Source organism: Curtobacterium sp. MCLR17_043, assembly GCF_003224215.1.
GTDB classification, from domain to species: domain Bacteria; phylum Actinomycetota; class Actinomycetes; order Actinomycetales; family Microbacteriaceae; genus Curtobacterium; species Curtobacterium flaccumfaciens.
Genome location: NZ_QKLH01000019.1, coordinates 1 through 13,034, shown reverse-complemented (window position 1 = coordinate 13,034; position 13,034 = coordinate 1). Strand labels below are relative to the sequence as shown.

Annotated in this window: 8 protein-coding genes; 3 read left to right on the top strand and 5 right to left on the bottom strand. The window is 72.0% G+C overall.

Annotation, left to right across the window (positions count from 1 at the left end; genetic code table 11):
• Positions 1-40 precede the first annotated feature (40 nt).
• Complete coding sequence (manA, locus tag DEJ03_RS15805) at positions 41-1,249, bottom strand: mannose-6-phosphate isomerase, class I (RefSeq protein ID WP_110865369.1); 1,209 nt, start codon at positions 1,247-1,249, stop codon at positions 41-43.
• A gap of 66 nt (positions 1,250-1,315) precedes the next feature.
• On the opposite strand from manA, the gene DEJ03_RS15800 reads away from it, so the two are divergent.
• Positions 1,316-2,695 (top strand): O-antigen ligase, encoded by a 1,380-nt coding sequence (locus DEJ03_RS15800; RefSeq protein ID WP_110865368.1) that lies wholly within the window; start codon positions 1,316-1,318, stop codon positions 2,693-2,695.
• A 13-nt stretch (positions 2,696-2,708) separates the two neighbouring features.
• Here the strand turns inward: DEJ03_RS15800 and DEJ03_RS15795 are convergent, their stop codons facing one another.
• Positions 2,709-4,061: a hypothetical protein gene (locus tag DEJ03_RS15795; protein WP_110865367.1), complete on the bottom strand. Its 1,353-nt coding sequence runs from the start codon at positions 4,059-4,061 to the stop codon at positions 2,709-2,711.
• Between the two features lie 107 nt (positions 4,062-4,168).
• Here DEJ03_RS15795 and DEJ03_RS15790 point away from each other — a divergent pair, with 107 nt between their 5' ends.
• Positions 4,169-5,455 (top strand): O-antigen ligase, encoded by a 1,287-nt coding sequence (locus tag DEJ03_RS15790; RefSeq protein WP_128780653.1) that lies wholly within the window; start codon positions 4,169-4,171, stop codon positions 5,453-5,455.
• A 250-nt stretch (positions 5,456-5,705) separates the two neighbouring features.
• On the opposite strand, the gene DEJ03_RS15785 is transcribed toward DEJ03_RS15790, so the two are convergent.
• Together DEJ03_RS15785 and DEJ03_RS15780 are read right to left on the bottom strand one after the other, a co-directional pair.
• On the bottom strand, positions 5,706-6,452 hold the full coding sequence (locus DEJ03_RS15785) for a polyprenol monophosphomannose synthase (RefSeq protein WP_110865365.1): 747 nt from the start codon (positions 6,450-6,452) through the stop codon (positions 5,706-5,708).
• Entirely contained in the window at positions 6,449-8,935 is a 2,487-nt protein-coding gene (locus DEJ03_RS15780; RefSeq protein ID WP_071405761.1) for a glycosyltransferase, read from the bottom strand. Before DEJ03_RS15780 ends, DEJ03_RS15785 begins: the two co-directional genes overlap by 4 nt.
• Before the next feature lie 138 nt (positions 8,936-9,073).
• Here DEJ03_RS15780 and DEJ03_RS15775 point away from each other — a divergent pair, with 138 nt between their 5' ends.
• Positions 9,074-10,360 carry a glycosyltransferase gene (locus DEJ03_RS15775; protein WP_146237760.1) on the top strand — a complete coding sequence of 429 codons (1,287 nt, stop codon included), beginning with the start codon at positions 9,074-9,076 and terminating at the stop codon, positions 10,358-10,360.
• A 99-nt stretch (positions 10,361-10,459) separates the two neighbouring features.
• Here the strand turns inward: DEJ03_RS15775 and DEJ03_RS15770 are convergent.
• The coding region (locus DEJ03_RS15770) for a hypothetical protein (protein ID WP_220034151.1) at positions 10,460-13,034 on the bottom strand (2,575 nt) is incomplete at its 5' end.

Genomic DNA, 13,034 nt, shown 5'->3' with positions numbered 1-13,034 from the left:
GCGTGCGGCCCCGCGCCGGTCCCGGTGCGGGTCCGCGCCCCTAGGCGCCGGTGGCGATGAACACGGTCGACGTGATGCCGTCGGAGGAGTCCGCCTCGACTGTCACGTCGCCCTCGTCCGGGGTGATGAAGCACGACTCGCCCTTGCGGAGCAGGGTCGCCGACTGCGCGCCGACGAGCGTGACGACGCCCTCGGTGCAGATCGCGATCGACGGCCCCACGAGCGGGGCGACCCCGCCGGTGCTCAGTCCCACCGGGCGACCGTCGCCGTCCACCCGCAGCAGCGCGAAGCCGACGCCGTCCGGCGCGAACCGGTCGACGCCCGGGGCGAGGCGCTCGGGCTCGAGGACCGGTGCCGGGTACGCGGTGAAGTCGAGCACCCGCAGGAGCTCCGGCACGTCGACGTGCTTCGGCGTGAGCCCGCCGCGCAGCACGTTGTCCGACGGCGCCATCAGCTCGATGCCGAGTCCGTCGAGGTACGCGTGGATGTTGCCGGCGGGCAGGTACATGGCCTGCCCCGCGGTGAGCGTCACCCGGTGCATGAGCAGGGAGACGACGATGCCGGGGTCGCCGGGCCAGCTGGTCGCCAGGTCGCGGACGGTCGCGGTGTTCGGGGTGAGCAGGTCGTCGTCGAGCGAGACGGCCAGGTCGCTCGCGGCCTGCACCACGGCGAGCGCGGACTCGTCGGCGGTCTCGAGCCAGCGGACGGTGTCCTCGAGCCCGTGCAGCAGGTGCACTTCGAGCGGACCGAGGCGGCCGGTACCGGCGTCGAGCACGCGGACCTCGGCCAGGGTCTCCTCGACCGAGCGGAAGCCGCTCAGCGCCTCGAACCGCTCGCTCAGCGCGACGACGAGCTCGGGCTTCGGGAACGGGTCCTTGTAGTTGCGGGCCGGGTCGTCGAGCGGGATCCCCTCGCGCTCCTCGCGGGCGAACCCCGCTTCCGCCTGCTCCGGGGTCGGGTGCGCCTGCAGCGAGAGCGGTGCCGCAGCCGCGAGCACCTTGAGCAGGAAGGGCAGGCCGGTGCGGTCCGGACCGAGTGCGGTCTCCGGCTCGTCGGCGATCCAGTCGCGGAGCGTGTCGGCCCCGCCGACCATGGCCGGGTTGACGATGACACTGGGGCTGCCGGCGTGGGCGCCGAGCCAGAGCTCCGCCTGCGGGGCACCCGTGACGGTGCGGCCGAGGAGCTCCGGGATCGCGGTGACCGAGCCCCAGGCGTAGTCGCGGGGGGTGTTCGTGATGCCGAGGAACATGGGCCAGAGCCTACCGGCGCTGCCGGTGGAGTCCTGCGGACGGCGACCGGCCGGTAGCCTGGCGTCGTGACGAACACCTGGCCGCTGGCGCGCGGGACCGTACCGGAGCGCGAGGCGTTCGCCTTCGGGGCGACGACGCTGTTCGTGCTGTTCGCGGGCGACGCCGTCCCGAACACCCTGACCTGGGTCGGGGCCGGCGTCCTCTGGGCCCTCGTCGCGGCGTGGGGCATCACGATCCTGGTCCGGGCGAAGCCACCGCTCGTCCGCACCCCCTGGGCGCTCTGGGCGTTCCTCGGCTGGTGCCTGGTGACCCTGGTCTGGTCGCACTGGCGCTTCGCGACGATCTCGAGCCTGACCGTGCAGGTGATCTGCGCGGCCGTCGCGTTCACGATCGCCTCGACCCTGACGTGGCGCCGGATCACCGACGCCCTGAGCCTCGCGCTCCGCTGGGTCCTCATGCTCTCGCTCCTGTTCGAGGCCGCCGTCGCGGTGTTCGTCCGGCACCCGATCGCCCCGATCTGGACGGACTACGGCGACCGCGACGTCCCCGACGCCTTCTACTTCTCGCGCGCCGAGCTCTTCACCGGGGGCCGGATCCAGGGGCTGCCCGGCAACGCCAACCTGCTCGCGATGGTGGCCCTGCTGGTCGCGATCGTGGTCGCTGTGCAGTTCGCCGAGGGTCGGATCCGCCGGAACCAGGCCATCGGCTGGCTCGTCGTCGCGGCACTCGGTTTCGTCCTCACCCGCTCGTCGACGGTCATCGCCGCCGCACTCGTGGTCGCCGTGGTCGCACTGGCCGCCGTCTGGATGCGCCGTGTCCCGACCGAGCGCCGCACCCCGCGCTACCTGTTGCTGGCCGTGGGTGCCGTCGTCGCCGCCGTCGCCGCGTTCGTGCTGCGCGGCCCGGTGTCCGAGCTGCTCGGCAAGGGCTCGGACGCCACCGGGCGCGGGGAGATCTGGGCCAAGGTGCTCGGCCTGATCGACCAGCACCCCGTGGGCGGCTGGGGCTGGATCGGGTACTGGTGGCCGGGCATCCCGACGCTCGCCGACCTGGCGCAGCGCAAGGGCGTCACGTACCTGCAGGCCCACGACGCCTACCTGGACGTCTGGATGCAGACCGGCATCATCGGCCTGGTGCTCTTCGCGATCTACGTGGTCACGACGCTGTCCCGCTCGTGGGCCTGCGCGACCCGCATCGGGTACGACGCCGCGCTGCGTCCGCGGTCGTTCGACCCGGTGTCGCTCCTGCCGCTCCTGGTCGTCGTCGCCCTGCTCGTGCAGTCCGTCGCCGAGTCCCGCCTGCTCTACCAGGGGAACTGGGTGCTCTTCGCCCTGCTCGCCATCAAGACGCGCATCGTGCTGACCGGCGAGGAACCGGTGTCCACCGGCGACGGTCCGCGCACGCCGCCCGCCAAGCGCGAGTTCCGCTGGGCCGGCACGCGCTGACCCGCACGCTCCCTCAGCGCGACAGCCACGAGCACGACACCGGGGACGACCACGGGTTCGACTTCACCCGGGCGACCTCGAGCGTCGGGTCGGCGTCGCACGCCGCCACCGCCGCCGGCAGCTGCCCCGCCCACACCGGCCCGTCGCTCCGCCGCGTGTCCGTCGGCGCGACGTGCAGGACCGCCGACGCGACGACGGCGGTGACCACGCTCCAACCGGCCAGCGCGCCGACGAGGCGACCAGGGCCTCCCGTCCGTCCGGCAGCACGCGACCAGCTGCGGGCGTCCACGAGCGCGGCTGCGGCGACCACCGCGGCGCTCACCAGCAGCAGGCCGGCGGCCGCGGCGTAGCGCTGCGGCGGCACGGCGGCCATCGCGGCGACCGGCGCCGACCAGCGGATGCCGTCGCCGCCGTTCACGAGCAGGGCAACCCACCACACCGCGACGGAGCCGACGGCGAGGGCTGCGACCATCCACCGGGTGCGCGCTGGCCCGACCACGACGGCCGCCACCAGGACGACGAGCAGCAGGGCTGCGGGCACCACGACCACCGCCCAGCCGTGCTCGACCACCGCCGTCAGGACCGCGCCGAGGTCCGGGTCCCAGGCGCCCGCCACGGGACGCAGCAGGTACCCCGCGAGCACGTCGCGCGCCGCCGGCGACCCCGTGGCGAGGGCGCGCGGACTCGTCAGGGTCGTCACGCCCTGCACCACCAGGGCGACGACCACGACGAGTGTGACCGGCAGCGCGGTCCACCGGCCGACCGGCCCGGGCGCACGGCCACGCGGCGTCCAGGCGAGGAGCAGCAGGGGCGCGAACAGCGCGGTGAGCGGTTCGGTGAGCACGGCCGCACCCGCGACCACGGCGAGTGCCCCGGCCGCCCACCACGACCGAGCGCGCCACGCGAAGACCCACGGCACCAGGACGAGCAGGAACCAGTGCAGGTTCGCCGCGTTGCCGCTGATCTCGTACGGGGCGAGCGGCAGGACGACGGGGACTGCGGCGAGCACCAGCCGCAACGGCCACGGGCGGACGACGTCGCGGGAGAGCACGAACACCAGGGCGCAGACCCCGCCGACGACCGCGCACGCGGCGAGCGCCACCACCTGCGCGTACCGCTCGGGCGGCAGCGCGTACCCGAGGTCGACGATGAGGCGCGGCAGCAGGTGCACGTACCCGGCGTAGGGGTGCAGCAGGGTGTCGACGGGCCCCATCGCGATCCGTTCGCGCAGGAACACGCCACCGTCCTCGGCCCAGACGGTGTTCCGCGGCACCGGGCCGAGACGGTACCAGGCCAGGGCGGTCGTGAGCAGGCCGACGACGACCGCGACGAGGGGGACGCCGGCGACCCTGCGCGCGAGGTCCATCCGGTGAGGATAGTTCGGTCATCGCGCATCGTCGATACAGCCACACCGCGATGCGGTGTGCTCGTCACAAGGTCGTGCGCCAAGATGGACGCGTGACGGACGGCCGGGTGAGCAGACAGGTGCTCGGGCGCCGGTACCTCTCCGCCTGGATCGGCTTCTCGGCCGGTGGACGGTTCAGCCAGGCGCTCGCGACGGTCATCGTGCTGTTCGGGTTCGGCCAGCCCACCGTCGAGGCCCTGGTCGGCCGGGCGGGGACCTGGGCGGTGCTCGTGACGCTGTTCGTGCTCGCGGGGCTGAGCCTGCTCGGCCAGCGCTACCGGATCGAGTGGCACGGGGTCCTCCCCCTCTCGCTGCTGGCCTTCGTCGGCTACTGCGCGTTGAGCGTGCTCTGGAGCGAGTACTCCTGGGTGGCGCTCCGCGGACTGGTGCAGACCGTGTGCTTCATCGGCCTCGGGCTGTACCTGGCCCTCGGCCGCGACCTGGTGCAGGTGATCCGGGCCTCGGGCGACGCCTTCCGGATCCTGCTCGTGACGGCCCTCGGACTCGAGGTCCTGTCCGGCCTGGTCCTCGACGTCCCGTTCCCGGCGTTCGGCATCCGCGGTGACATCGCGTACGGCGGCCCGATCCAGGGAATCGGTGGCACCCGCAACTTCATGGGCTTCATCGCCGCGATGGCCCTGGTCACCTTCGTGGTCGAGTTCCTCACCCGGTCGGTCACTGTCTGGCGCGCGATCGCCTCGACCTCGCTCGCCGTCATCGCCCTGATGCTCGTGCAGTCCCCCATCACCGGGCTCGCGATGATCGCGCTCGCCGTCACCGCGCTGGCGCTCTGGTCACTCCGGCACGCACGACCGGCGACCAGACCGGTGGTCAACGGCGTCCTCGGTGCGGTCGTCCTGCTGACGCTCGCCGTCGGGGTGCTCGCCCGGCACCGTCTGCTCGCCGAGATCGGGGCGGCCGGCGGCACCGCCACGCGGACGGACCTGTGGTCGCAGATCCGGGTCCTGGTGGAGCGCTACCCGATCCAGGGCTGGGGCTGGGTGGGCACGTGGCCGACCGAGCCCGTCGTGCCCTACGTCACGCTCATCGACCCCGCCGGCGTCCGGTTCACCTCGGGCCTGAACGCCTTCGTGGACGCCTGGCTGCAGATCGGCTTCGCGGGCACGCTCATCCTCGGCATCACCGCGTTGCTCGCCTTCGCGCGCGCCTGGGTGACGGCGACGACGTTCCCCGGGGTGGCGTACGTGTGGCCGGCCGCCGTGCTCGTGCTGCTCGCCGTCACCAGCACGGCGGAGAGCTACCTGCTGCACGGCGCGGGCCTGATGTTCTTCGTGACGGTCCTCGTGATCGCCGCGCGGCGCCGCTCGTGGCGCCGGCACCTGCCGCGCGTCTAGCGCGGGCGCTGCGCGCCGAGGCGCTTCGTGAGCAGGAATGGTCGCCTCTGCGGAGGCGACCCGACCGTTGCTGCTCACGAAGCGGCGGTGCGGCGCGACCCACCGCCGGACGGGAGGCCCGCGGCGGCCCCGCACCGCGCCTCCAGGCCGTCACGCCCAGCGTTCCGGGCCCGCGCATCGTGAGCAGGAACGGTCGCTTCTGCGGAGGCGACCCGACCGTTCCTGCTCACGAAGCGAGCGCGCGAGCGCGCTACGGGCGCGTGCGGCGACCGAGGCGGCGCTGCACGCCCCACTGGGTGACGCGGAGCATGGCCTCGAGGACGATGGACCGGCTCATCTTGGAGATGCCGTGCACGCGGTCACGGAAGCGGATGGGCACCTCGACGATGCGGCCGCCGAGGGCGTCCACGCGCAGCGTCATGTCCACCTGGAAGCAGTACCCCTTCGAGTCCACCGACCCGAGGTCCATCCGCGCGATCGCCGACGAGCGGTACACGCGGTAGCCGGCGGTGATGTCCCGCACGTCGAGCCCGAGCACCAGGCGGGCGTAGGTGTTGGCCCCGCGGCTGAGCGCCTGGCGCCGGAGCGGCCAGTCGACGACCGACCCACCGGGGACCCAGCGGGACCCGATGGCGAGCAGGACGTCGTCGGACGCGGTCACGGCGTCGACCAGGGCCGGCAACCGGTCGGCCGGGTGCGAGCCGTCGGCGTCCATCTCGACCAGCAGCGGGTACCCGCGTTCCAGACCCCACCGGAAACCGGCGACGTACGCCGTGCCGAGCCCGAGCTTGCCGGAGCGCTGCAGCAGGTGCACCCGGTCGTCCGCGGCCGCCAGGGACCGCACGATGTCCCCGGTGCCGTCCGGGCTGCCGTCGTCGACGACGAGCAGGTGGGCACCGGGCACCGCCGCCAGCACGGCGGCGGTGATCGCACGGATGTTCTCGGCCTCGTCGTACGTCGGGACGATGACGAGGGCGGTGGTCTCCCCCGGGGTCACCGGTTCAGGCGCCGCTTCACCTTGCCGGCGACGCTGCGCGGACCCTCGGTGCGCAGGTAGTGCACGGCACGGCCGAGGTCGTAGCGGACGCCGGAGAGCTTCTTGCGCTCCGGGACGCGGACGCGCATCTTGTGCGGCTCGATCGACGACGCGGTGTCGCGCACCGACTTGTCCGCAGCGCGGATCGGGTTCCGGCAGAACTCGACGAGCGGGGCCAGGACGTTCTCCCACGTGAACTGCTCGCGCACGCGGTCGACGTTGCCGATGAACTCGGTGCGGGCCTTCTTGTCGAAGAGCGCCGTCTCAAGCGCGGTGGCCAGACCGTCGATGTCCTGCTCGTGCACCGCGATGCCGAGCTTCTCTTCTGCGACGAGGTCACCGAACGAGTCGCCGGCCGTCGTGACGATCGGCAGGCGTGCCCACAGGTAGTCGAGGATGCGGGTCCGGAACGAGAAGGTGGTCTCGAGGTGCTCGTAGTGCGTCGAGACGCCGGCGTCGGCCTCGAGCAGGTAGGCGCCGCGCTCCTCGTACGGGATCCACTGGTCGTTGAAGAACACGTGCTTGCCGGTGAGCCCGAGGGCGTCGGCCTCGGCGCGGACCTTCGCGACGATGTCCATCTCGGGGACGTCGGGGTTCGGGTGCTGCACGCCCATGAAGAAGAGCTTCACCGACGGGCGGCGCTCGGCGAGCTGGGCGATCGAGCGGACCAGGGTGATCGGGTCGAACCAGTCGTAGATCCCACCGCCCCAGACGACGAGCTTGTCGTTCTTGCCGATGCCCGGCACGACGCCCTTGACACGCTGCTGGTCGTGGACCGGCGGCGTCGAGGACAGGCCGAACGGCACGACGCCGATGAGCGAGCGCAGGTCGGCGTCGCGCGAGTACGTGCGGGCGTTCACACGGCCGGAGCCGGCGAGCTGCCCGAGCCAGAACATCCGCTGGCGCTCGGAGGCGCAGATGAAGTAGTCGCCGAGCTCGAGCTGGTGGTTCAGCGTGTCCGAGGCGTCGAGGATCTGGCGGTTCCACTTGTCGACGTCGTCGCTGCGGCCCTGTTCGAGCTGCTCGAGGTGCAGCGGGTCGTAGACGTCGACGACCAGGATCTTGCTGGTCGACTCGAGCACCGGGAACAGCCGGAGCGCGTGGCCCTGCACGATGATGACGTCGGCCCAGCCCTCGTGCTCGACCATCTGGCGCGGGTGACGGTGCGGGACCGTGACGACCTCGTACGACGGGTCGATCGGCGACGAGCGGGTCAGGCTGACCACGCGGACGTCGTGCTCGGACGCCAGCTGCTTGGCCATCTGGGTGGCACGGATCGCCGGACCGGCCATCTTCGCGCCGATCGAGTCGCCCGTGATGATGAGGACGCGGCGACGGGTACCGACCTCGAGCACGCCGAGGGAGTGCACGATCTTGTCGTAGCCGGCCAGGTAGTTCTCGATCGGGTACGCGGGCTCGTCGCGGTTGCCGAACAGGCGGAGGAGCTCGCGGTCGGACCGGACGCGGGTCGCCTGGATCTGGCGGCGGGACTCGGTCATCGACGGCAGCTGCTCGACGAACTGGTCGACACCGTAGATGCCCGCCATGCTCGTCTTCGGCACCGGGATGGTCGGGACGCTGTCGTCGCCGGGGTTGCGCAGGTCGAGCTCGGTGGAGTCGAGCTCCCCGCGGCCCACGGCACGGCGGACGGCGAGTGCCAGGGAACCGGGCAGCGCCGCGGCGAGCTGCTCGTCACCGAGGTTCTTGTAGAGCGTGAACAGTGCGTTCCGCTCGAGCAGGTAGGTCTCGCGGAAGTCGCCGAACTTGTTCATCGACGCGTGGTGCTTGTGGAACGCGACCGACTTCGGCTGGTACCGGAAGCGCCAGCCGAGCAGGTTGAGCCGCCAGCCGAGGTCGACGTCCTCGTAGAACATGAAGTAGCGGTCGTCGAAGCCGTCGAGCTGCTCGAAGAGCTCCGCGCGGATGAACATCGCGGCGCCGGTGCCGAACAGGACGTCGGTCTCGCTCTCCCACCGGCCGGTGTCCGGCGACCCGGCGAAGGGCTTGTAGCCCATGCCGTACCAGGTCATCGCGGCCTCGGTGAAGTCGACGTTGACGCCTTCCCAGTCGAGGACCTTCGAGGCGACGGCGCCGATGTCGGCACCGGAGGCGAAGGTGGCCATCGCCTCGCGCACCCAGCCGGTGTCCGGGCGGGCGTCGTTGTTGAGGAACGCCACGACCTCGCCGGAGGACTTCTCGACGCCGAGGTTGCACCCCCCGGTGAACCCGAGGTTCGCACCCGCGTCGATCAGGGTGAAGTCGAGGCTCGAGGCCTTCAGACGCCCGAGGTGCTCGGGGCCCGAACCGTTCTCGACGACGATCACCTCGAGCTTGTCCTGCGGCCAGTCCTGCTTGCGGAGTTCCGCGATGCTCGTCAGGGTGTCGTCCGTGCCCTTGTAGTTCACGAGGATGACGGACACGACTCCCGGCTTGCGCTCTGTCACGCGAGTTCCTCCAGCAGCTGCCGCGCACCGGGCGCGGGTCGATGGGTCGGCCGACGGGGTGCCGCGGGCCGATGACACCCTACAAGGCGCGCCCAGGGACTCCCTGCCGCCGCTGCGGATTCGTGCAGAATGGCGTGCGTGACCGCAGTGATCCCGAGCACCCCCATGTCCTCTCCCCTCCGCGAGGACTACGCGGCCCTCGCGGCCGACGAGCACGCCGAGGGCCCCCGCGGCACGATCCGCTTCGCGGTGTCGACCGCCGACCCGGCCGAGGGCAAGGGCGACCTGTTCGTCGCGCTCGGGCTGGCGCGGGCGCTCCGGGCCGAGGGCTGGGGCGTCGCGATGTGGCCGCTCGAACGCTGGGGCGAGGAGCTCCCCGCCGACACCGCCGTCGTGGTCAGCATGATCGAGTCCTTCGTGCCCGGGTACGTCCCCGCCGGCACCGCCCTGGTGGCGTGGGTGCGGAACTGGACCGCCAAGTGGGCAGCCCTGCCGTACCTCGACGAGTTCGACGCGGTCTGGACCTCGTCCGGGATCGCCAGCGACGCGATCGCGGCGGCGTACTCCGGCCCCGTCGAGGTGGTGCCGATCGGCGTCGACACCGAGCTGTTCACGACCGACGCCCCCGCACCGCGCGAGCGCACGGACCGCGCCGTGACCACGGTCAACTTCTGGGGCGTCCGCCGCCGTGTGCAGGACGTCCTGGCCGAGGTCGCCCCGGCCGAACCGATCGTCTGGTTCGCCGCGAACGTCGACCACGTCGAGGCCTCCGCGGGCGTCGAACTCCGCCCCGCCGTGCCCTACTTCGCCCTGCCCGAGGTCTACCGCGCCGCCGGTTTCGTCGTCGACGACGTCATCGAGCCGGCCGCCGAGTACGGCACCCTGAACTCCCGCCTGTACGAATCGCTCGCGTCCGGTGCGCTGCCCGTCACCGACTGCGCGCTCGGGCTCGACGAGCTCGGCCTGTCCGACGTGCCGGTGTTCGACGACGCCGCCTCGCTCGAGCGCGTGCTCGCGATGCCCCGCGACGAGCGCACCGCCCTGGTCGCCCGGCTCCGCGCCGTCGTGGTCGAGCGGCACTCGTTCCGCAGCCGAGCCGAGCAGGTCGGTCCGTCGCTCGACGCAGCCGTCGCCGCCGCCTCGGGCCGGAGCGGCGAGCGTGGCGCGTTCCTGCGGTGGGCCACCGCCCAGCGCGAGACGCTCCGGCAGACCGAGCACGACCGCGACGTCCACCTGGCCGGCGTGCACGACATCAACGCGCGCCTGGTCGAGTCGGAGCAGAAGGTCGGCGCGTACGACACCGCCCGCCGCCTGGCCGAGGCGGAGCGCGACCAGATCGCGGCCCGCTTCGAGGGCCTCACGCGCTCCCCCGAGTACCGGCTGCTGCACGGCGTGGGCCTGATGGCGCGGCGCGTGCGCCGCTGACGGCGGTCGACGCGACCGGAGACGGACGGGAGGCCCGGTACCAGCTGGTACCGGGCCTCCCGTCCGTCATCTGGTGCCCGTCTACTGCACGGTGACTGTCTACTGCACGGTGACGGTCTTCGTGCCGAAGCTCTTGTAGGTGCCGCTCGGCAGGTCCTGGAAGTAGACGCGCACGGTGTGCGTGCCCTTCTTCACCCCGGTGAGCTTCCGCGACAGGCCGACGTCCGAACCCCAGTCCGGGTGCACGGCCTGCACGTCGGTGCGGGTCGCGTTGACCGTTCCGGGCGAGACGGCCACGCCGTCCAGGTGGATCTTGTACTTGACCGGGTCCCAGACGTCCGGGTCGATCGCCCAGCCGGCCACGGTGATGGTGCCCGTGCCGCCGGTGACGGACTCGTACAGGCCCTTGACCGAGCCGGTCTTGCCCGTCTTGCCGGTGGTCGGCGGGTCGGTGACCGTCACGCTCTTCGTGCCGAAGCTCTTGTACGTGCCGCTCGGCAGCTCCCGGAAGTACACGCGCACGGTGTGCGTGCCGGCGGTCAGCCCGGGGATCTTCAGCGAGAGGCCGACGTCGGAGCCCCACGCGGGGTGCACGGCCTCGACGTCGGTCCGCTTCGCGTTCGCGGTCCCGGGGGCGATGGCGACACCGTCGACGTGGATCTTGTAGGCGACGGGGTCCCAGACGTCGGGGTCGATCGCCCAGCCGCGCACCGTGGCGCTGTTCACGCCACCGACCACGGACTCGAACGCACCCTTGAGCGAACCGGTCTTGCCCGTCTTGCCGGTCGTCCCCGACGCGTCGGGTTCGGCGGTCGACGCGGCGGTCACGGTCACGGACTTGGTGCCGAAGCTGACGTACTTGCCGCCCTGCAGGTCCTGGAAGTAGACGCGCACGGTGTGCTTGCCCGCCTTCAGGCCGGTGAGCCGGAGCGTCAGACCGACGTCGGAGCCCCACGTCGGGTGCGTCGCCTCGACGTCGGTGCGGGTGGCGTCCGCGACCCCGCTGTTCGTGCTCACCCCGTCGACGTGGATCTTGTACTTGACCGGGTCCCACACGTCCGGGTCGATCGCCCAGCCCCGCACGGTGGCCGTGCCGACGCCGCCGGTGACGGAGTCGTACGAGCCGCGCACGGCACCGGTCTTGCCGGTCTTGCCGGTGGTCGGGGCGTCCACGACGACCGACTTCGACGCGACCTTCACGTACTTCGTGCCGGGCTTGTCCATCACGTACAGCGTCACGGCGCGCGAGCCCGCGCTGATGCCGCCGATCGTCTTCGAGAAGCCGAGGGTGCTCCCGACGCCCGGGTAGACCTTCGCGACATCGGTGCGGGTCTTGTCCGCCGTGCCGGTCGCCTTGCTCACGCCGTCGACGAGGATCTTCCACGAGCCGGGCTTGGACGAGTCGGGGTCGAGGACCCAGCCGGTGGCCGAGATCGTGCCGACGCCGCCGGTCACCGAGTCGAGGACGCCCTTGGGGGCCGCGCTCGTGATGGTCCGGGTGTAACAGCCGAGCAGCGTGTTCGCCCCGCGGCCCTGGTTGATGGCGTAGCTGCAGACGGAGTGCGCGCCGAGGCTCAGCCCGGTCAGTTCGGCCGAGAACCCGTGCCGGGTGTTGTTCGCGCCGAGGGTGCCGGCCAGGTCGCTCCGGGTCGTGTCCGCCGTGACGGTCTTCGCGCCGGTGCCGTCGACGTAGAACGCGACGCGCAGGGCGTTGGTGGTGTCCGGGTCGGCCGCCCAGCCGGTGACCGTGATCGACGAGGTGGAGGTCGCGGTCACGGAGTCGACGTCGCCGTAGGGGTTGCCGCCGCCGGCCGCAGCACCGAACCAGTCGGTGTACATGCGCCAGAAGTTGCGGTTGCCGTAGGCGGAGCAGCTGTCACCGGAACCGTAGAGGTTCGACATGGCCGCGGCGTTCGGGGTGTACGGGGTGTAGATGTACAGGCTCGCGGTGGCCTGGTTCTGGATGTAGACGGACTTCCGACCGCAGGCCGCGTTCGGGTTGAGCAGGATCGAGTTCGTCCGGCCCGCCTGGTACGCCCACGAGGTCGGCGACGCCTGGTACCGCTTGAACTGCAGGGCCGCTGCGTAGACCTGCTGGCCGAAGCCGAAGTACGCCGGGTCGCACGGGGCGGTGTCCGGGCACGCGAAGCCGGTGGCGTGCAGGTACATGTAGGACGTCGGCGAGGACGTCGTGACGATGCCCTGCTCCTTCTGCAGGAGCACGAGGAGCACCTTCTGGCTGATGCCGCACGCGGCACCGACCTGGGCGATCATCGTCGCGGCCGACTTGGTGCCACCCGCGATGGCCGCGCACCGGCCGGAGACGGCGCCGATCGAGCTCATCTTCTGCGAGAAGTCCTTGAGGCAGGCGGGGCCGCTCGACGACTTCCGGCAGTTCGGCGCGACGCTCGTCAGGAACGACTGCACGGCGGCGGCGTTCATCGCCGAGCCGTTGTAGAAGTTCGCGTCGCTGATGATGTTGCCCGGGTCGAAGTCCGAGGCGACCGCGGCCGAGGCCGACTGGGTCGTGGTCTGCTCCGCGAGCACCGTGCCGAAGGTCAGGCCGCTCACCGCGACGGCGAAGGCCGCCACCAGGGCGAGGGAGCTCCGGAGGGAACGACGGGAGCGGGCTCCTCGGGGGGAACGGGGGGAACGGGTGGTGCGGGGGGTGGGG

Excerpts from the sequence above, each read along its gene's own strand:
- DEJ03_RS15795 (WP_110865367.1), bottom strand. The coding sequence starts at position 4,061 with ATGGACCTCGCGCGCAGGGTCGCCGGCGTCCCCCTCGTCGCGGTCGTC.
- manA (WP_110865369.1), bottom strand. The coding sequence starts at position 1,249 with ATGTTCCTCGGCATCACGAACACCCCCCGCGACTACGCCTGGGGCTCG.